The sequence below is a fragment of the Acetobacter senegalensis genome (genome assembly GCF_001499615.1).
Classification (GTDB): Bacteria; Pseudomonadota; Alphaproteobacteria; order Acetobacterales; family Acetobacteraceae; genus Acetobacter; species Acetobacter senegalensis.
The window spans coordinates 2017758-2038069 of the sequence record NZ_LN606600.1 but is presented as its reverse complement, the minus strand read 5'-3'; the positions used below and the strand labels follow the sequence as shown (position 1 = coordinate 2038069).

The following is a 20312-nucleotide window of genomic DNA, read 5'->3' as shown; positions in this document are numbered from 1 at the left end:
CTGCCAGAGAAAACGGAACCTCAAAGATATGCCCGTCTCACGCCTCTATCACGGAAAGAGACCACGCATGCTGTTCCGCCTCCCCCGGCTTGAGCCAGAGCGGAGTGGCGTTCGGCAGACGAACATTGGCAGGCAGGTTCATGGCCGCACGTAACGAACGAAACAGGGCGCCATGAGCCACAATAAGGGGAACGCCACCATTGTCCGTTGCCCGGTTTACAGCATCAACTGCTCTGGCTCTGAGCTGAGCGAACGGTTCTGCCCCCTGCGGGGTATAGTCGCCGGCAATCCAGCTATCATACCAGTCCCCCATGGGCATGCCTTCCTGCTCACCAAAGCAGACTTCTTCCAATCCTTCGTCCGTTTCCAGTGGAAGGGCGTCAAAGCCGTTGGCAATGAGCCCTTCCCTTACAATGGCAGCGGTCTGGAATGCCCTGTCTAGTGGTGAACTGACGATATGCGTAAACGCGGGGTAACGGCGCACGCCCGTTTCAAACAGCTTAACCGCCGCTTCAGCCTGGGAAATCCCCGTCTCGTTCAAGGGCACATCTGTGCGCCCCTGAGAAAGACCTTCCCGATTCCAGTCAGTCTGACCGTGACGGAGATACCAGTATGGGCGGAGGCTAAGCTGAGGCATGGTTCTCAATCAAAAAGGGAGGAAACGGAGCTTTCATCAGACACGGCCCGCATGGCCCGTGCCAGCAAACCGGCAATTGTAATCTGGCGGATATTGGCCGCCGCCTTCACACTTTCCGTCGCCTTGATGCTGTCCGTCAATGTCAGCATTTCAATGCAGGAATTGCTGATCCGCTCAACCGCGCTGCCGGTCAACACACCGTGCGTCACGTAAGCGCCGACAGACGCGGCACCGTTATTGAAAATGGCCTGCGCAGCATTGCACAGTGAGCCGCCACTATCGACAATATCATCCACCAGCAGACAGTGACGGCCTTTGACATCCCCAATCACGTTCATGACTTCAGACACACCTGCCCGCTCACGACGTTTGTCGATGATGGCGAGATCTGTATTCAGGCGCTGGGCAAGCTGGCGGGCACGCACCACGCCCCCTACATCCGGGGAGACGATCATGAGGTCACGGTCGCCATAGCGTTCCTTGATATCCCGCACGAACAGGGGCGCGGCGTAGAGGTTATCTACCGGAATATCAAAGAAGCCCTGAATCTGCATGGCGTGCAGGTCCAGTGTCAGCACACGGTTGGCCCCGGCTTCCACCAGCAGGTTGGCGACCAGCTTGGCGCTGATAGGCGTGCGAGGGCCGGATTTACGATCCTGCCGGGCATACCCGAAATAGGGCATGACAGCCGTGATACGGCGGGCTGATCCGCGGCGCAGGGCGTCCAGCATGATCAGCAGTTCCATCAGGTTGTCATTGGTAGGGGTGCAGGTGCTCTGCACCACGAAGACATCTTCACCCCGTACATTTTCATGAATTTCGACAAACACTTCCATATCGGCAAACCGGCGGACGGTCACATTGCACAGAGGCATGCCAAGCTCGGTAGCAACTGCCTCGGCCAGCGGCAGATTGCTGTTACAGGCGACGATCTTCATGGTACGGATGGTTCCCGGTATTATCAGGGTTGGCAGATGGGCGGTGAGTCGTGGGGGGTTTAGCAACCGATGCCTCACTTGTCATCCATCTAGCGCGCTCCCCAGACCACCCCTCCGCATACCGTGGCAAAAAAGCCCTTCCTCCGCCCCCGCTCTTGCACTGACAGGCACTGTTCTCTATCGCCATACCTTATCATGGATACCATGCAGAACTCCCCCCCAGCAGACGCAGCGGCCCCCCTGAGCCGCCCTGAGCCCGTGCTCCATCTTGTTCCTGAAAAAGGCGTCTCCTATTTCAGACATGCATGGCAGGATCTGGTCGATGGTCTGAAACAGGCCAGACTGGGGTGCACGCTGGGCTGGCTGGATATCAAGCTGCGGTATCGGGGGTCCATCCTCGGGCCATTCTGGCTCACGGCCTCCACCGCCATCATGATTGCCGCCATGGGGGTGCTTTACGCATACCTTATGCGGATGGATGTCCATGAATATCTTCCCTTCCTCACCTTCTCTCTCGTGTTGTGGGGGTTCGCCAGCAGCACGCTACAGGAGGGGTGCCGCACCTTTACATCCGCAGCGGGGCTGATCCATTCCGCCCGCATGCCTTATACCCTGCATGTACTGCGTGCCACCGTGCGCAACTGGCTGACCGTTGCACATAATATTCCGGTCGTTGCCGTGGTCTTCCTGTGGTTCCACGTCACACCTGCCTGGTCCTGGACGCTGCCTATTGCCTTGGTGGTATGGGTTCTTGACAGTTTTATCGCCACCTTGCTTCTGGCCATCCTGGGCGCACGTTTTCGGGATGTTCCTCCCATTGTGGCGAGCACCATGCAGATTCTGTTCTTTGTCACGCCTGTGCTCTGGAAACCTGCGTTGATGTCCATTGGTCAGAACTGGCTGTTACTGGACCCCATGTTCCCCCTGATGGAAATTCTACGCGCCCCCCTTACCGGCGATGTTTTGAAAGCCGCCATATGGCCCGCCGCGCTAGGGTGGTCCGCCGGGTTGGCTGTTCTGACCTTCCTGCTGTTTGCCCGCATGCGGGCGCGTCTGGCCTATTGGGTGTAAAATGGCAGGCATTACAGTTCAGGATCTGGACGTTTCCTTCCCCCTTTACCATGGAACAGCCCGCAGTTTGCGCAAGACAATGCAGGCCTCTCTGGGTAGCCGCTTCATGCAGGACCGTCGGGACCGTGTGGTGGTACAGGCCCTGCGGGACATCTCCTTCACGCTTAACCCCGGAGACAGACTGGGTCTGGTAGGCGGAAATGGTGCAGGCAAAACCACTTTGCTGCGCGCGCTGGCGGGGATTTATGAACCCGTCAAGGGAAGCGTAACGGTAGAAGGCAATATCGGCACACTTCTTGACCCTTCTCTGGGCATGAACAACGAATTGACAGGGCGTGAGAACATTCACCTTCGCGGCATGTTCGCCGGGCTGTCAAAATCGCAGATACAGACCGTAGAGGAAGATGTAGAGGCCTTTGCCGGGCTTGGCTCCTTTATGGACCTTCCCGTGCAGACCTACAGCTCCGGCATGATGGTCCGGCTCTCCTTTGGTCTGGCCACCGCCATCATGCCGGATGTGCTGCTGATGGATGAATGGTTCATGGCGGGAGATGCCTCATTCCGTCAGCGTGCCCGTTCCCGTCTGGAAACTCTGGTCTCCAAAGCCGATATTCTGGTGCTCTCCAGCCACATGGCGGATGTCATGGCTGAATGGTGCAACCGTCTGATCTGGCTGGATGGTGGCAAGATCAAAATGGATGGGCCAACAGAGGACGTGCTGGAAGCATATCTCGGCACGCCCATTGCCCCGAACCCTGAGGAAAATGTGCTGCCACAGCCCGACCCGGCAGCCATCGTGGCATCTGACGAATAAGTAAGAAAGACGTTACACCCTTTCTCCGCTTGTGTCTGAAGGCGCTTTTCTGGGTTGGCATGACGGCTTTCTCTTTCCCCCATTCGCAGGAATGAAGGGACATGACATAATACAAGACTCGTCACGATTGCCTGCGGGCGCTGGAACGGAGTACGCATGCCCCAGAAAGACCCGCCATCCAGACAAAAGGCCTGTTTTATTACGGGCAGCATCATGCGGCATGTTCTGGTTATGGCTGGCACCGGGGCCATTGGGCTGATGGCCGTTTTTGCCGTTGATATGCTCAACATGGTCTATATCGCGCATCTCGGCCAGACTGCCCTGACGGCTGCAATAGGCTTTGCCGGTGCGGTGATCGGATTGCAGATTGCCGTGGCCATTGGGCTGACCATTGGCATCAGCGCAGCAACGGGCCGGGAAATCGGAGCAGGGCGGCATGAAGATGCGCGTCAGATTGCCTCCTCCGCCTTGGCTGTCATGCTCATGCTCACCACCCTGCTGGGGTTGGGCACCATGATTGCGGCGCACCCCATTCTTTCCCTGTTTGGCGCGCGCGGCGATGCCCTGGCTTACGCCACGAGCTATCTGCAAACCGTCAGTCCGTTTCTACCGCTTATCTGCACCGGGATGGGGTGTTCCGCCCTGATGCGGGTGGTGGGTGATGCCAAAGGCTCCATGCACATCACCCTTCTGGGGGCGGTGGTTGCCGCCATTCTGGACCCGATCATGATTTTCGGGCTGCATGAAGGATTGACCGGGGCCGCCATCAGCACCGTGATCTCCCGTCTTGTTGTCGCCTCAGCCGGTGTGCGTGGGGCATTGCGGCATGACATGATCACATGGCCCACTTTCTCCCGCATTGCGCGGGATACCCGGCATGTGGGCTCCATTGCCATGCCCGCTATTCTCACCAACCTCGCAACGCCGGTTGGTGGCGTTTACGTGACGGAATCCATGGCGCGGTTCGGTCTGGAAGCCGTGGGCGGACAAGCCTCCATAGAACGCACGGTGCCGGTGCTGTTTTCGCTTGTTTTTGCGCTGACAGGTTCCATTGGGCCGATCATGGCGCAAAACATGGGTGCGGAGTTGTACCACCGTGTGCGGGAGACGCTGGGGGCGGCCCTGAAACTGGTCATCCTCAGTATCGGGCTCACATGGATCATTCTGGCAGCCATGCAGAATTATGTGGTGGGGGTCTTCAATGCCCATGGTGATGCCGCCATGCTGATCCATCTGTTCTGCTCCCTGACCATTGGCAGTTACCTGTTTGTGGGGATGCTGTTTGTGGCCAATGCTGCGTTCAACAACCTTGGCTTTCCGCTGTATTCCACGGCTTTCAACTGGGGGCGGGCCACGCTGGGCACCATTCCCTTTGTGGGGTTTGGCACCCGTTTCGGGCCAGCAGGCGTGCAGATCGGGCAGGCGGCTGGTGTGATTGTGTTTGGCACCCTGGCGGTCTTGACCGCGTTTCGTGTTACGCGGACACTCACCGGGCCTGTTACTGCCAGCGAGCCGGGAACAGTTCCGGCTTCAGATATCCCGACCGTAAGTGCCGAAGCCGCCATGGCAGAACTGGACGAACTGAACAACACACCTGAACTGTGTGAACCAGACGGGGATCAGCCTTATGTCCAAACTGACAACCGAAGAACGTAACGCCCTGCCGGATGACGCGTTTGCCCTGCCGGGCCGACGTTACCCGATACCCGATGCCTCTCACGCCCGCGATGCGCTGGCCCGTGCCAGTGAAATGCTCCACCGCGGCACGCTGACACAGGAAGAGTATGACACCATCCATCGCAAGGCCGAGGACGTGCTACGCCGTGAAAGGATGTAAATCCTTTCCGTGAAGGAACACAGCCATGGGCTCTGGCGCCAGAACTGAGCTCGTGGCATCTGTCCTGCCATGTCTGACGTAACAGCCCCTGTCCGCCCGTCCCTGCTGAACCGCCTTTATGCTGCGGTGCTGAAGCACGCCGCCAGCCCATATGCGCCGCTATGGCTGGCGGCGCTGGCGTTTTCAGAGGCCAGTTTCTTCCCCCTACCACCAGAAACGCTGCTGGTGCCCATGGTTCTTGCGCAGCGCCAGCAGGCCTGGCGTTACGCTGCCATCTGCACTGTAGCCAGTGTGGCAGGCGGGATTCTGGGGTGGATGATCGGGGCCATGTTGCTGGACTATCTGGCCATGCCCATTGTGCGCTTTTACCACGCCGAGCACACCCTGCTGAACCTGCAGGAAAAATTCCGGCAGTGGGGCGTATGGATTGTTCTGTTCAAGGGGCTCACCCCTATCCCCTACAAGTTTGTCACCATCGCCAGTGGTATGGCCCATTTTGCTCTGGGCCCGTTCATTATCGCCAGCGCCATTACCCGTGGCCTTCGCTTCTTTCTGGTGGCGGCCCTTCTGCGCAGGTTTGGTCCCCCCATTCAGGCCTTTATTGAAACACGCCTGCCCGTGGTGATGGGGGTTTTTGCCGTTCTTCTGATAGGCGGGATTCTGGCGCTTCGTTATCTGTAACCTCTGCCCCCGCTGCTCCTACGCCGTCCGCACAGCAGCCCGGCACCGCCCGCAACTTGCAGGACAGCCCGGAGCGGGGCAAAACATCCGACAAAACTGAACCACCACGCCAGAAGGCAAGGGAGATCACCACATGCCATCCCAGATTGCTGTTGTTACCGGTGCCGGAGCAGGCATTGGCCGCGCCGCCGCCCGTGCGCTGGGCCGTGCAGGGTTTGACGTTGCCCTTCTGGGCCGTAATGAGGACCGCCTGAAAGATACCGCGCGGGATCTGGCGGCGCATTCCATCCGCACCCTTGTTATTCCCGTGGATGTTGCGGATGCAGATGCCGTTGCCAAAGCGGCTGACCGGGTAGAGAACGAGCTTGGCCCGATTACCGCATGGGCCAACTGTGCCGGGGCTACGGTTGTCGGGCAGGTGGCTACGCTCTCCCCGCAGGATATTCGCCGCGCCACGGAAGTGACGTATCTGGGCAGCGTCAACGGCACTCTTGCGGCACTTGAACGCATGCGCCGCCGCGGGCATGGAGCCATTATCAATCTTGATCTGGCGCCTTCCCTGCGTGGCCTGCCTCTACAGGCTGTGGAAAATGGATCACGCGCCGCGCTGCGAGGCTTTTGTGAAAGCCTGCGGCCAGAATTGTTGCATGATGCCGATCGGATTCGGATTGTGATGGTGGATCTCCCCTCCATCAACACCCCGCATTATGGATGGACCCGCAACACCACCGGCAAACGCCTGAAGCCTGTTGGCCCCGTGTATGAGCCGGAAGTAGCAGCGGAAGCTATTTGTCGGGCGGCCTTTACCACCAGCCGTTCCATCTCCATTGGGCCAAGCACCACTTTTGCCGCCATCTGGAGCCTTCTTGGGCCGGGCTGCCGGGAAAAGCGCATGGCAGACCATGGCTATAAAGCCCAGCTTGAAAAAACCTGTGCTGATACAGACGCCAAGGATGATCTGTTTGAAAGCGTACCTGGCGCATTTTCAGCGCATGGGGCTTTTGATGCCAAGTCACGCAGGCTGGACAGCCCGCTTTCCTTCTTTGTGACATCCAGCGCACGCGCTGGCATTGCGGGCGCATTGCTGGCAGCCGGGCTGACAGGACTGATTTCCCATATCCGCTCCGGCCGCAAGTAAGAGTGGCCTTTTTTACCCCCTTTTAAATAGGGGGAGCAGAGATACCCGGAAAAACCTCCGGGTTAAGCTGTTGCGCGGTTGTGGACCTGAACAGGTTGATATTTTCAGTCTCCAGAACCGCTTTCAACCCGTGAGCCCGTGCCCCAGCGTTTCCTGTACCCCCTTATCCGCATGTCCCGTTCTTAAAAAACGGGATCTGTTTTCCGCTGTCATTGCCACTGGATGAACAGAAGCCGCTTTCTGTCTTTCTCTGCTGAGCAGCCATCAGGCAACCAATAGACCGGAGCAGGGTTTCTACTCTTTGAACTGAATATCGGAACTGCTTTTCTTTATCCATTATGCATCACGGCAAATATCTGCCGGTTTTGAACTTATGGATGAAGAAGAAAAGAACAGTTCCAGCCACACACCATGCCCACGGGAGAGCCTATGTCTTCATCCTTTCTGCGTCGAACTCTAATGCTCGGGATGATCGGGGCTCTTGGTTTGGGAGGCTTATCAAGCGGAATGGCTCAGACATCTTCTCCCATTACTCTACATGGCAGCATAACCTACCGGGAGCGCATGGCTCTCCCCCCCGCCACAGTAGAAATACGGATTGTGGATATGACAAACAGGCCCACGCAGCCTGAAACTGTATCACGCGCCAGCTTTGCCACTACGCGGCAGGTGCCTATTCCGTTTCATATCACGCTGAACCGCGCCCTGCTGAAACCGAACCGGGCTTACGGAGTTGTTGCCACCCTTCTGGTGGAGGGACAACCTTGGTTTAAAACCCCTATGCCAGCCCCGCTGAACCTCAAAAATCAGTCCAATATTCTACTGACTCTCCGTCGGCATGGCACAAAGCGACCATCTCCCGCTCTTGCTGGCTCCTGGTATCTGGTCACGTTAGGGAAAACACTTCTGCAAGACGGCACACCAACACCCACGCTGGAATTGCATGAGGACGGAACCGTTGCAGGCTCCACCATCTGTAATCAGATCAATGCGACCATGACCGCAACGGGAGAGAAGCTGAAGTTTGGGCCGGTTGCCACCACGCGTCGGGCCTGCATGGACGCCACAACGGCGGAACGGGAACGTCTTTTTCTGGCAAGTCTTGAACAGACCAGCGCCTGGCGCATGAACACACCGGGCGATATGCTGACTTTGCTAAATGACCAGACACAACCGCTTCTGGTCTTTCATCGTCAGTCACACCTGCCCGTCAAATAATCCCGGCGTGGTGAAAACGCTCATGCAGAACAGCATGAGCGCAGAAAAAATCAGTCTACACCGACCATAACATCAGAAGCCTTGATCACAGCCGTGGCGGGTTCACCCACTGTCAGACCCAGATCGGCAACCGCTTCATTGGTGATGGCGGCCATCACAACGGCACCGCCCGTCAGTTCGATGCTGACGTGTGATGTGGTGGCGCCTTTTTGAATGGCGACAACTTTGCCTTGAAGCTGGTTTCGTGCACTGAGTCTCATGTCTTCTTCATCCTTTGTTTAAAATACAAATTTCACATCACAGAGCGCTATAGCGCTCTGTGATCTTCAATCACGTCAGTTCAGTTTGCCTCTATTGGCTTTCTGCTCCTGCCGTAATTGCTGGTGCAAATGCAGCCCGCGCATCAGCCGGTCAGAATCCTCAGGTGTCAGCACCAGCCCAATCGGGCCAAACGCCGGATGCTGAAACGCCAGCACCGAACCTTCTGTGCGTGCTTCCGGCTGAAGCGCCCATCTGGTGCGGGTAACAGGTGTAAAACGTGCCCCTTCAATCGGCTGCACGTCCTGATCAGCCAGCATCGTCTCCCGCACACGGCCCAGAACACTGATCAGGTGGGTAACCTGCTCCAGTGAAAGCGGAACCTCCACTTTAGGTTCTGTGCCCTCTCCTGAAAGCGTCATCTGAACCGATTTGTGATCGTCAGACAGCGTAAGGTCTATTTTTGAAGACATGATGCGCACCTCTTCCTGCTGGCCTTCACTGTGCCCGGTATCCTTGACCATACGCTTCAATGAGAGAGAACATCTGTTTCTGCCCTATCTCTCTGCGCGTCTGGCCCGTGGTGCTCCATAAAGGAAGGCACTCGTTTACATATGGGGCTCTTGTATGGTTTCCGCCAGAGCGGCTTACGCCAAGGCTCCGCCCCACAACCACCATGACGGGTGCTCTGCCCCAAGCGCATGCGCCGCCTTGCGTGCGTCTTCAGCAGAAGGGAAAAGCGCAAAACAGGTTGCACCAGACCCACTCATTCGAGCCAGCAGACAATCCGCCTGCTCGGCAAGAGCGGAGAGAACAGTCCTGACGGGCGGACACACCTCACAAGCCGGGGCTTCGAGGCAGTTACCCAGCCGGGCCAGATCATTCGCCATGTCCTGCGCCGATTTCCACTCTGCTGGCAGAATCGCCCGCTCCCGGAACGCACTATCCCGTTTCCGGAATACATCCGGGGTGGAGACAGCCTGCCCACAATTCACCAGCACCATGCCACATGTCGGCAGATGAGGTGCAGCAGAGAGATGCTCGCCTATTCCTTCCATCCGGGCAGTCTGACTGGCGACGCAAACTGGCACATCGGCCCCCAGCTTTTCCGCCAGATGCATCAATGTGCCCACAGGGACATCCACCTGCCATGCCCGCGCCAGCAAACGGATTGCCGCAGCCGCATCGGCTGAGCCACCACCAATGCCAGACGCCACGGGCAGTTCCTTGGTCAGAACAAGCCGCCCGCCCTGCACGTGGGCAGAAGAACCGCTGACAGAACGCAACGCCGCCGCTGCCTTCATCACCAGATTATCCGGCCCGGCAGCATCCGCCCCCAAGGTTTGGCCAAAGCGCCCTGTCAGTTCCAGATGCAATGGTTCCGCACCGGGCTGATACTGCAAACTGTCTCCGGCACCGGCAAACACCACAAGACTATCCAGCAGATGGTAGCCATCCGGGCGCTTGCCCGTAACGTGCAGATACAGGTTGATCTTGGCGTGAGCCTGTTCTGTCAGAATCTGTGTTGATGGGTCCATTATGGCTGACATCACGGCGTTTGCTTTCCTCCGGGCTGGCCTGCTGGTGCGTCTGCCTTTGCGGGAGACGCGTGTTGAATCTGTTCGGCTTTCTTGTCACCTGAGGCGGCAGCCCGTGCAAGAGCGGCACGTATCAGCGCTTCATCTCCGGGTTCAGGCTTCAGACCAAGCGCTACGTTCCACTGATCCACTGCCTCGCTGTGTCGGCCAGCGCGCCAGTAGGCCTCGCCAAGGTGGTAATTGACTTCCGGATCTTCCGGCGTCTGTTCCGCTGCCTGTTCCAGCAGCATGATCCCTTCCTTAAGGTCTCCCTGCTCCACCCGCACCCAGCCCAGACTGTCACGAATGGCGGCATCCTGCGGGGACAGCGCGATCGCCCGGCGCAACAGCTTTTCCGCTTCAGGCAGATCTTCCTTCCGCTCAGCCATGGAATAGCCAAGGGAGTTCAGTAAGACAGGTTCATCAGGAGCAAGGACGAGAGCTGCCTTCAAGTCCGCTTTGGCGTGCGGCCAGTCTCCCATCTCGTGATACGCCATGGACCGCAGAAACAGCAGAGACCAATCCACCGCCTTTTTAGGGGTGGCAAGCGCTATGGCCTGCGTATAGGCGGCTATGGCCCCTTTCCAGTCTTTCTGGGCGGAAAGGGTGTTCCCCAGCGCCCGGACGGGGAGAATCAGATTGGGGGACTCCTGCACCAGCCGGTTCAGTTTTTCCCGCGCCTCATCCAGATTGCCCGTGGAGCCATCTGCCAACGCAAGCCGGAATGCCGCAACTGGTGCCAGAGGGTCTGTTTGCGGGATGCGCAGCAATGTCTCCCGCGCTGCTGTCTGATGCCCCTCATCATCCTGAATTTCAGCCAGCATCAGCCGCGCTTCCGCCAGATGAGGGTCCAGCCCCAGCGCAAACCCCAGCATCAGGCGGGAGGCCTCATCAAACTGATGATCATTCGGCATGGGCCGGTTTTCCTGCCCGGCGGCGCTCTGGCGAGACTGCTGGAGCGATTGCTGCCTTAACAGAAAAGCCGTCAACACATAGGCGCGCGCCACCCCCTGCTGTGGGGAGGCTACTGGAAAGTGGCTGATGGAGGCCTGTAACTGTGTGCCTGCTAGCGCCAGAACGGGGTCTGCTTCAAGCATGGAGCGGAGCAGATTGCGGGCCTTTGTCTGCTCCCCCTGCGCCCAGAACCACGCAGCGTAGGACCGGGTCAGCAGCAGATCATACCCCGGCATCATGCGGGCGGAGAGAGCAAACAGATCTCCCGCCTGCGCCTTTTTCTGCGCAACCTGCGCGATCAGGGCGGCATGGAGCGTATAGAACGGCACCAGCACGGACCCCTGAATATGGGTCAGAGCGGCAATGGCCTCATCGGCATGGCCTTGGGCCTGTTGGCACCATGCCTGAAGCATGGGCATGATCAAATGCGCCATGGGGTCCGCCCCGGCCTGTTGATAATAGCGGGACGCTGCGGGCCAGTCTCCGCGCACCGCAGCGTCATTCCCCAGCACCAGAGAAGAAATAATAGTCTGCCCGCCCGGTAGCGCGGCGTTGAGATGCGCCAGAGGCACTGCCTCCGGGTCTCCTGCCATGACGCTGCGCACAAAAGCCTGCTTCACCAGATCCTTGTTGGACGGATCAGCCGCCGCGGCGGCCCTAAAGGCGCGGGCGGCATCCAGATCATCCCCGTTATGGGTTGCGACCACCGCTGTCAGAAAAGCGCCCGAATCGACATGCCCGTGTTGACCGCCAGCCTGATCCTGATGCGGCCCCGCCGAATGGACTTCAGCCGCCGTAGCATCCCGCGCAGCAACAGCGGGTGTCAGCACAGATGCAGAAAGCAGCAGGAAAACCGTAGGCAGAAGGCGACAAAACAGCATAATGACCCTTATCCAGGAGCGGCTCAGGCCCCAAAACCCTTCGGGCGGCCCCGTTCCGGCAACAACTGGGGAGAATGACATGAACGGCGGACACTTCTCTACCCTGCCCGCAGCCAACCGCCAAACTGCCCCCTTCTCCGTATGGTTTACATGATGGATGGCGCTCTGTCTCTTCTCCACCTCTATGCGGAATGGGGGGTGGACACGGCTGTTGAGGATGCGCCGCTAGACCATCGGCTGGCACGCCTTGCTCCGTTGCCCGTTCTGCAGGAGACCGGGCGTCAGAGCCGGGACCATCAGGACCATGATCCTCACAGACACAGCCCCCACCCTGCCGCCGGGCCGCAGGCGCGGAAAACACCGGCAACGCCTGCTCCTGCTTCAGCGCAGCGCTCTTCCACCAGTTCCCCTGCCTCACTATCGGCCGCAGGGCCTGCATTGCTTGCAGACAGCATTGCACAGGCACGTGCTGTAGCCGCTGCCGCCACGTCACCCGACTCCCTGAAAGCGGCGGTGGAGCAGTTTGATTCCTGCTCACTGCGCATAACAGCCATGCATACCCTCTTCCCGGAGGGGCCCATGCACGCTCCTCTGATGATTATCGGGGAAGCGCCAGACGCCGATGAAGACCGTAGTGGCCATGTTTTTTCTGGCCTGTCCGGCACATTGCTGGACCAGATGCTGAGCGCCATCGGGCTGGCACGGGATTCACTGCTGCTGGCCACGGCTCTTCCCTGGCGGCCACCCGGAGGAAGACCCCCTACAGACGCCGAACGCCGTATCTGTCAGCCGTTTCTGGAGCGGGCCATTGCCCTGTTTGCGCCGCAGCGGCTTCTGCTGTGCGGACGCCTGCCTGCCCACCTTTTAACGGGAACCAACAAGGCCCTGCCGCGTAGAAGCTGGCAGCCAGTAAGTGTAGCCGGTCTGCCTGCCCCCGTGCCGGCGCTGATCATGCGACACCCGCTGCAATTACGTGCCAGCCCGACTGCCAGAAAGGACATCTGGAACGATCTGCTGCTTGTTGCCCAAATGCTACAGCAAAATGGTTGAAAACAGATTGTGACAACAGGAACATGATCCTGACACAAAAATAATCATGCAGTGATCGAACAGAATTTTCCTTAAGAAACACAAGTAGTTCTTTAATAATTTACCCGCTATTCAGGCGGGCCTTTGCCCCGTACCCAAAGGAGGGCCCCGCTGTGCTTCCGGACCACCAAACTTGCTTTTTGGAGCAGAACCTCATAGACCCCGCCAGCCATGCGAGCGATAGGTCAAATTTCTCATAATATCGCAGCGAGGGCCTTTATGGCCGGAGCAGCCCTGTTGGCTAGTGCAACCGTCGTAGCGACGCGCGCCCATGCCAAGCCGCCCGAACCCGGGCCAGACACGCACAGCGAGGAGCTGGCGATGGTCTTGCCCAGGCAGGCGTTTCCGGAAGGGGATGACATCCCTCTGCCGAAGCCGCTATCCCCTGAAGTTGATACCCAGATCCGCGCCATTTTCCGCCTGCAACGGCAGGGGGCCTTTGCGGAAGCCATTACCAGCACCACCCGCCTGACAGATTCCACCCTGCTGGGCGATATTGAGGCGGACCGTTACCTCAACCCCGCCTACCACCCCGGCGCGACAGAACTACGGGGCTGGCTGAAAAAATATACCTCCTACGCCGATGCCGCCGCCATATGGGCCCGGCTGGCAGCCCTGCCACAGCGTGGGGGCCCTCTGCCTCCTGCTCCGGCTGGCGAGCATCTGACCCCCGAACACGCGACCATTCCGGCTGATCCGCTCACCCGCGATTATACGCGCAACCCCTTGCTGGACCGCACCTTGCGGGAACGCACGGGGTGGGGCCTGAAGGGCGTACACAGCGCCCTGAAACTGATTACCGCCACACCGGGCATGACCCCCGCCTATGCCGCACAGCTTCAGGCCGAGACAGCACAGGCCATGCTGGATGCGGGCGAGACAGATTTTGCGCTGGATATTGCCCGGACTGCTGTTGAAAGCGCCAAGGGCAACAATGCCCTCGCCGGGTTTGTAGCGGGGCTGGCCCTGTGGCAGCAGGAACAGTATGCGCAGGCCGCGCCGTTCTTTGAACGCGCTTCCCACGCCCGCAACGCCACCCCGGAAATGCGGGCTGCCTGCGCCTTCTGGGCTGCACGGGCGCATGAAAAGCTGGGCAGCGACCGCGCGCGCCATCTATGGCTGCAACATGCGGAAGCCTTCCCCAACAGTTTCTATGGCCTTCTGGCGGCCCATATCCTGCACCCCGCTGCGGGCAACCACAGCCGGGATCACACCCACAAGATCAATTTCGCACCGCTGGAGGAAGCCTCCCGGCCCTCCGCCCCCGTGTTGACAGAAATTGATATTGAAGCCGTTGGCGGCACAGAGATCGGCCGTCGTGTTTTTGCCCTGCTTCAGGTAGGCGAGCAGGAACGGGCTGAAAACACCATCCGCCGTGCCTGGCCGGACCTGCGTGATGTCACGCTCGCCCGCTCCTTCCAGCTTGTGGCGGAATCTGCTGGCCTTCATGATCTGGCCACCGAGATGTCAGACGCACTGGCAGCGCATGAAGCGCATGGCAAAGAGCATGATGATCTGCCGTTGCCGCTGCTAAAGCCACGGCATGGCTTCACCATGGACCCGGCCTTGGTCTATGCACTGACACGGCTGGAATCCAATTTTGATCCACAGGCTGTTTCCGGAGCAGGCGCACATGGGCTGATGCAGATCCGCCCGCTAACGGCTGACTTTGTGACCAGCGGTTCCTCAACCACCATCAGCCGCCGGTTTGAAAATGCCGCCACGGCCCTGCACGACCCCAGCCTCAATCTGGAAATCGGGCAGCGTTATGTGCAGTATCTGGCTGATCTGACCCAGCATAACACGCACCTCTCCGTCCGCGGTGGGGACATGATCCGCCTGCTGGCCAGCTACAATGCTGGCCCCTCCGCACTGGCACGGTGGGAAAAAGCGGCGGCGGCCTCAGATGATCCGCTGCTGTTCATGGAGCTGATTCCGAACACGGAAACACGGGATTACGTGCACCGTGCCCTGTCCTATCTGTGGATTTATGCTGCAAAACTCAAACTGCCCACGCCTTCCCTTACGGCGTTGACGCTCAACAAATGGCCTGACTTTGCGGATGAACAGGCGCTGGCACAAACACTCAACCTGCGCGTCCTGCACTGAAGGCTGGCGGATATCAGTCCGCCTCCTTGCCACAGCCTTTGCCCCGCTCTCCCCATCATCTCGCTTACCGCGCAGGCTGACCAGCCAGCGCGGTTTTGCATCCAGACTTCAGGAGCGAAGGGCCTGCACTTCTCTTATAAGAGTATGGATGTAAGAGAGCTTTCTCACCACGCCATCCGTCAGCACAAACGGGTAGAAATCCGGCAGCCCCATTGAGCGATTCAGGCTGTTGACGGCATAGGTCAAAGGAAGCCAGGACTGAATGATGTCTTCAAATGAGGCATCCGTGTAAGGATTGCCGCGCTTGTCGGGCCAGGATGCCTGCCCTCCGGCAACACCCGGACTGATGGTCACGCCATAAGCCCATGCGGTTTCAAGCGTGGAGACAATATGCAGGTAGTGCGCCCATGTCTCAGCAAAATCCTCCCAGGGATGAGAGGTCGCATACAGGCTGACATGCTGCTCCCGCCATCCCTCCGGCGGAGGACGATGGTAATGCCGCAGGAGGGCTTCCTGATAATCCTCCCGGTCATCTCCAAACACGGCGCGACACGAATCCAGCCGACCACCATCGCGCACCAGCAGATTCCAGTAGTAATGTCCGCTTTCATGCCGGAAGTGCCCTAGCAGCGTGCGGTAATACTCCCCCATTTCCACACGCATACGCTCGCGCTGGTCATCATCCGCTTCTTTCAGGGCAATGGTGATGACGCCGTTACTATGGCCGGTCATCACATTGTCCGCCCCATCAGGCGGGTCATCCAGAAAATCAAACGCCAGTCCGTTCTGCGGATCCTCCCGCCGGGTCTTCATGGGAAGCTTGAGGCGCAGCAACGTATAGAACAGCCGGTGTTTGGCGACCTCCAGCTTACGCCAGCGCTCCAGATTTTCCGCCTTTTCCAGATTGGGAATAATGCGGTTGAACTGACAGGCAACGCAGAAGCTGGCCTGATGCGTCTGGGGGGCCGCCGTCAACCAGTTGCACACCCCATGCGCATGATTGGCGCAAAAAGCCAGTTCGGCCTTGCGCACCTGCCGCGCCAGCGGACGCCACAATCCGTTATCCAGCCGGTCCAGTGCTGTAAGCGTGAACAGACCGGGCAGATAGCCCAGCGTATGGTGGCACCCCTCACAAACTGTATTTTCAAAAAAGACAATCTGTTGGCAGGACTGGCAGGTAAAAAGCCTCATAAGACAGTACTCTCTGCGCCTGCATGGAAAAGAGCAACATATTTCAACAGTGTTTACACTGAGGCTTCAGACCTCGACCTGCCCATACAGCCGCTGCGCCTGCATGGAGACATCAAAAACAGCCTGACAGTGATCAAGCAGGCCGGATACCGGCGCAGCATGCTCGGGTGAAGGCGTTGCCGCCAGAGGCACATGACCCTGCGCCGTCAACAGGCCAGACGTGGTATCAAACCCAATCCAGCCGGCACCGGGCAAAAATGCCTCGGCCCAGGCATGCAGATCGCAGGTAAGAATTTCCTCACCTTCCCCGTTGCGGGTAGCCTGAATGAGATAGCCGGACACAAAGCGCGCCGCGAACCCCAGATTGCGCAACAGGGCAATCAGCAGCCATGCACTGTCCCGGCAGGAGCCACTGGCCTGCGCTAGAGTTTCTTCCGGTGTCCAGACTCCGGGTTCAAGCCGGACCTGATAACCGACATGCGCCGCAACAGCCCGATTAAGCCCAACCAGCATTTCCAGCGTCTCAACCGGCGCTTTCTGCACCCAGTCCTGTAGAAACGCCAGCTGGCGTGGCCCCGGTACGGATGCCTGCCGGTAAGGCGCAAGGGCCGCATACTCCTGCGCCGCGCCATAAAAAGGTTGGTGCGGGACAGACCACTGAGATTGAGACTGCGCCAGACTGCCATGTGGGTCTGCCACAACACATTGCCTCTGCCCTGCCATGGCTGGGGCTGACTGCACACGCCAGGAAGGCGGAACCCAGCGCGTCACATCCGGGCGGAGCACGAAATCAAACGGATTTTGAGGGCTGATATCCGCTTCCATCTGCACGCTGATATCAAAATGGGTCACACGTTCCGCAAACGTCACGCATGCAACATCATTTCCGTATGCATCTCGTTGCCATGTCTGCTGTTTACACGGTGGGCCGATGCGGAGCGTATAGGATCGCACAGGCGTTTTTGCCGTGGCCACCGGGCGCAGACGAATGGTTTGTGGGCCGAGACATACCGGGCGATCATACTGATACCGGGTGTGATGACTCAGCATGACATGTGAACTCATGATGTCTGGTCTGAAAGTCCTCTGCACACGCTGATCTCTGCTTTTCTTCCGCTCCTGCCTCCTTGCTCTGGGACGGGGAACCGGAAAAGCATGAAGCCCATTACGGTAACAGGATTATTCAGGACAGCAACAGCCTGCAATCATCTGATTCGAAAAAACAACAAATATGGGTTTTGCGACTTGGCAAAGCCGTGAATTCTTGCTCCGTTAGTAATTAATCGTAATGAACTGGCGTGCAGCCTGCGTGGTCTCTCTTCCACACAAGCCACCTGCCAGAAACAGGATCGGGAGGCAGGGGATGACTGACTCGCTAACACATGCACCCGCTCAGAAAGCTGGCATTTTTGCGGATTATTCCGTTCCGGATTTTTTCTGCGAACTCCTCAACCGCAAGGATACGCCGCCGCCTGACCTCACCCGTATCTACAACCGGCTGGCCAAATTTGATCTGGCGGAACTGCGGCACCGGGCCGCAGCAGTTGAAGCGCAGCTTTACCGCCTTGGCATTACCTTTACCGTCTATTCAGACAAGGAAGCCATAGACCGCATTCTGCCCTTTGATGTGATCCCCCGCGTGCTGACGGCACAGGAATGGGACCATGTAGAACGTGGCGTGCAACAGCGTGTCAAAGCCATCAATCTGTTCCTGCATGATATCTATCATGATCAGGCCATTCTGCGTGATGGGATCATCCCGGCGGATCTTGTGCTTAAAAACCCCAATTACTGTTCCGCCATGGTGGGGATAGACGTGCCGGGTGGCGTATATGTGCATATCAACGGCACAGATTTGATCCGCGATCAGGAAGGGCGCTTTCTGGTGCTGGAAGATAACGCCCGCACCCCGTCTGGCGTGTCCTACGTGATTGAAAACCGGCATATGATGCTGCGCCTCATGCCGGATCTTGCCTCCGGCCTTCCGCTGCGGTCTGTGGAGGAATATGGCCTGCGCCTGCACCAGAGCCTGTGTGACGTAGCCCCGGAGGGGGTGAGTGATCCACAGGTGGTTCTGCTTTCTCCGGGTATTTATAATTCAGCCTATTTTGAACACGTCTTTCTGGCCCGTGAAATGGGCGTTCCCTTGGTGGAAGGGAAAGATCTGGTGGTGGAAAACCACCGTGTTTACATGCGCACGGTTGTTGGGCTTCGGCCTGTTCACTCCATTTACCGCCGCCTGAATGATGAATTTCTCGACCCTCTGGCTTTCAACCCGGAAAGCCTGCTGGGTGTGCCGGGCCTGGTGGAGGCTTACAGGCGCGGTAATGTCACCATTGCCAATGCGCTGGGGACCGGCGTTGCCGATGACAAGGCCGTTTATGCCTACATGCCCCGCATCATCCGTTATTATCTGAACGAAGACCCTATTCTGGACAGCGTGCAAACGCACATCTGCGCTGAACCGGAAGGGCTGGCCTATACGCTCGCCAACATGAACAAGCTGGTGATCAAACCCGTGGGAGAGTCCGGCGGGTATGGCCTGCTGATCGGCCCGCAGGCCAGCGCGGCAGAACTTGAAGATTTTCGCAACCGGTTGCTGGAAAACCCCACAAATTACATCAGCCAGCCGGTGATCAATCTCTCTGTCTCCCCCACCTTGTGCGAGGATGGCGTGGAAGCCCGCCATGTTGATCTGCGCCCCTTTGCGCTGACAGGACGCTCCACCTGGGTTCTGCCCGGAGGGCTTTCCCGCGTAGCGTTGCGCAAGGGATCACTTGTGGTCAATTCCTCTCAGGGGGGTGGCTCCAAAGATACATGGGTGCTGGCATCATGACACAAATTGCCTTTGGTCTTTCCTCCGTTCTGCCGGGCCTGAATCATCTTCTTTCACGCTATGCGGAAAGCATGATGTGGCTGGCACGCTACATGGAGCGTATTGAAAACCTAGCTCGTCTTCTGGAAGTTACAGAAGCCTTTGTGCGTGGACCGGATGGCCACACCGGCTGGGATTCCATCATCCAGTTGAATTCGGACGAAGACCGTTTTTTCAGCCTGCATGACAGCGCCACGGAAGAGGACGTTCTTGTCTTTTACGTGACGGAGCGCGCCAACCCCAATTCCATCAAGGCCATGGCACATTCCGTCCGGGAAAACGCTCGCGCCGTGCGCCCGCTGATTTCCACCGAGATGTGGATGCAGCTCAATATTTTTACACGCTGGGTTCAAGATCTTGAATTCTCAGATATCCGTCTGAATAGCCTCTCCAGTATCTGCAACCGGCTGAAGCAGGAATGTCAGACCCACTTCGGCATTACGGAGGGCACCCTCTACCGAGATCAGGCGTGGCTGTTCTACCTCTTGGGCAAACATCTGGAACGGAGTGACCAGATCACGCGCTTGATTGATATCCGTTATCACACCCTGCTTCCACAAGAGGAAAAAATAGGGTCGGACATTGATATCACCCAATGGGCGTCTGTTCTTCGGTCTGCGGCGGCCTATCATGCCTTCCGGCGCTTGCAGCCCGTAACCACAACACCCGCAAACGTGGTGAGCTTTCTGCTGAAAAATGAAGGATTTCCGCGCTCTCTGGCCATCAACCTCAGTCAACTGGATTCAACACTGGCGGCTCTGGCTGGCCATAGAAGCCTGCGGAGACGATGCAGCCCTCTTCAGGAACGTGTGGCCGAACTCCGCGTAACCCTGCTGGATCAGACGGCCGATGACATCATCATCCGGGGTCTGCATGAGTACATGACGTGGATACAAGGCCAGCTTTCCCTGCTTCAGGCAGACATCGCGGAAGCCTTCTGGCCTGCAATGCCTGAAAAACCCTGCGCATCGGAAACACAGATGCAGGCATGAGGCAGCGCCGATAGCTGATTGATACGCAAAACAGCCTCTTTTCCTCCCATTC

General features: G+C 58.3%; 19 protein-coding genes. 11 read left to right on the top strand and 8 right to left on the bottom strand.

Annotation, left to right across the window (positions count from 1 at the left end):
- Positions 1-37 precede the first annotated feature (37 nt).
- Positions 38-637 carry a histidine phosphatase family protein gene (locus ASN_RS09315; protein WP_058988006.1) on the bottom strand — a complete coding sequence of 200 codons (600 nt, stop codon included), beginning with the start codon at positions 635-637 and terminating at the stop codon, positions 38-40.
- A 5-nt stretch (positions 638-642) separates the two neighbouring features.
- A complete protein-coding gene (locus ASN_RS09310; RefSeq protein ID WP_058988005.1) occupies positions 643-1575 on the bottom strand; it encodes a ribose-phosphate pyrophosphokinase in 933 nt (310 codons plus the stop codon).
- A gap of 195 nt (positions 1576-1770) precedes the next feature.
- Here ASN_RS09310 and ASN_RS09305 point away from each other — a divergent pair, with 195 nt between their 5' ends.
- The 7 genes from ASN_RS09305 to ASN_RS09275 all read left to right on the top strand — a co-directional run bounded on the left by ASN_RS09305 (position 1771) and on the right by ASN_RS09275 (position 8334).
- Positions 1771-2646 (top strand): ABC transporter permease, encoded by an 876-nt coding sequence (locus ASN_RS09305; protein ID WP_058988004.1) that lies wholly within the window; start codon positions 1771-1773, stop codon positions 2644-2646.
- Position 2647: 1 nt separating this feature from the next.
- A complete protein-coding gene (locus ASN_RS09300; protein ID WP_058988003.1) occupies positions 2648-3460 on the top strand; it encodes an ABC transporter ATP-binding protein in 813 nt (270 codons plus the stop codon).
- 156 nt (positions 3461-3616) lie between these two features.
- Positions 3617-5116 carry an MATE family efflux transporter gene (locus tag ASN_RS09295; protein ID WP_006558137.1) on the top strand — a complete coding sequence of 500 codons (1500 nt, stop codon included), beginning with the start codon at positions 3617-3619 and terminating at the stop codon, positions 5114-5116.
- Positions 5088-5297 carry a hypothetical protein gene (locus ASN_RS09290; protein WP_006558136.1) on the top strand — a complete coding sequence of 70 codons (210 nt, stop codon included), beginning with the start codon at positions 5088-5090 and terminating at the stop codon, positions 5295-5297. Before ASN_RS09295 ends, ASN_RS09290 begins: the two co-directional genes overlap by 29 nt.
- Before the next feature lie 102 nt (positions 5298-5399).
- Entirely contained in the window at positions 5400-5978 is a 579-nt protein-coding gene (locus tag ASN_RS09285) for a YqaA family protein (protein ID WP_058989256.1), read from the top strand.
- A gap of 133 nt (positions 5979-6111) precedes the next feature.
- On the top strand, positions 6112-7116 hold the full coding sequence (locus ASN_RS09280) for an SDR family oxidoreductase (protein WP_058988002.1): 1005 nt from the start codon (positions 6112-6114) through the stop codon (positions 7114-7116).
- 507 nt (positions 7117-7623) lie between these two features.
- Positions 7624-8334: an META domain-containing protein gene (locus ASN_RS09275; protein WP_058988001.1), complete on the top strand. Its 711-nt coding sequence runs from the start codon at positions 7624-7626 to the stop codon at positions 8332-8334.
- 50 nt (positions 8335-8384) lie between these two features.
- Here ASN_RS09275 and ASN_RS09270 read toward each other — a convergent pair whose 3' ends face one another.
- The 4 genes from ASN_RS09270 to ASN_RS09255 all read right to left on the bottom strand — a co-directional run bounded on the left by ASN_RS09270 (position 8385) and on the right by ASN_RS09255 (position 12004).
- Complete coding sequence (locus ASN_RS09270; RefSeq protein WP_006558129.1) at positions 8385-8594, bottom strand: TOBE domain-containing protein; 210 nt, start codon at positions 8592-8594, stop codon at positions 8385-8387.
- 75 nt (positions 8595-8669) lie between these two features.
- Positions 8670-9116 carry a hypothetical protein gene (locus tag ASN_RS09265; RefSeq protein WP_006558128.1) on the bottom strand — a complete coding sequence of 149 codons (447 nt, stop codon included), beginning with the start codon at positions 9114-9116 and terminating at the stop codon, positions 8670-8672.
- A gap of 123 nt (positions 9117-9239) precedes the next feature.
- Positions 9240-10133 carry a 4-(cytidine 5'-diphospho)-2-C-methyl-D-erythritol kinase gene (locus ASN_RS09260; RefSeq protein WP_197603359.1) on the bottom strand — a complete coding sequence of 298 codons (894 nt, stop codon included), beginning with the start codon at positions 10131-10133 and terminating at the stop codon, positions 9240-9242.
- 8 nt (positions 10134-10141) lie between these two features.
- Positions 10142-12004: a tetratricopeptide repeat protein gene (locus ASN_RS09255; RefSeq protein ID WP_058987999.1), complete on the bottom strand. Its 1863-nt coding sequence runs from the start codon at positions 12002-12004 to the stop codon at positions 10142-10144.
- Between the two features lie 150 nt (positions 12005-12154).
- Between ASN_RS09255 and ASN_RS09250 the strand changes: the two genes are divergently transcribed.
- Both ASN_RS09250 and ASN_RS09245 read left to right on the top strand, forming a co-directional pair.
- Positions 12155-13054: a uracil-DNA glycosylase gene (locus ASN_RS09250; protein WP_058987998.1), complete on the top strand. Its 900-nt coding sequence runs from the start codon at positions 12155-12157 to the stop codon at positions 13052-13054.
- Positions 13055-13264: 210 nt separating this feature from the next.
- Complete coding sequence (locus tag ASN_RS09245) at positions 13265-15202, top strand: lytic transglycosylase domain-containing protein (RefSeq protein WP_058987997.1); 1938 nt, start codon at positions 13265-13267, stop codon at positions 15200-15202.
- A gap of 108 nt (positions 15203-15310) precedes the next feature.
- On the opposite strand, the gene ASN_RS09240 is transcribed toward ASN_RS09245, so the two are convergent.
- Positions 15311-16393: a zinc-binding metallopeptidase family protein gene (locus ASN_RS09240; protein ID WP_006558123.1), complete on the bottom strand. Its 1083-nt coding sequence runs from the start codon at positions 16391-16393 to the stop codon at positions 15311-15313.
- 66 nt (positions 16394-16459) lie between these two features.
- On the bottom strand, positions 16460-17443 hold the full coding sequence (locus tag ASN_RS09235) for a transglutaminase family protein (RefSeq protein WP_058987996.1): 984 nt from the start codon (positions 17441-17443) through the stop codon (positions 16460-16462).
- A gap of 313 nt (positions 17444-17756) precedes the next feature.
- On the opposite strand from ASN_RS09235, the gene ASN_RS09230 reads away from it, so the two are divergent.
- The gene (locus ASN_RS09230; RefSeq protein ID WP_058987995.1) at positions 17757-19229 is read left to right on the top strand and encodes a circularly permuted type 2 ATP-grasp protein; all 1473 of its coding nucleotides are present in this window, start codon (positions 17757-17759) and stop codon (positions 19227-19229) included.
- A complete protein-coding gene (locus ASN_RS09225; protein ID WP_407922281.1) occupies positions 19211-20260 on the top strand; it encodes an alpha-E domain-containing protein in 1050 nt (349 codons plus the stop codon). Before ASN_RS09230 ends, ASN_RS09225 begins: the two co-directional genes overlap by 19 nt.
- Positions 20261-20312 lie beyond the last annotated feature (52 nt).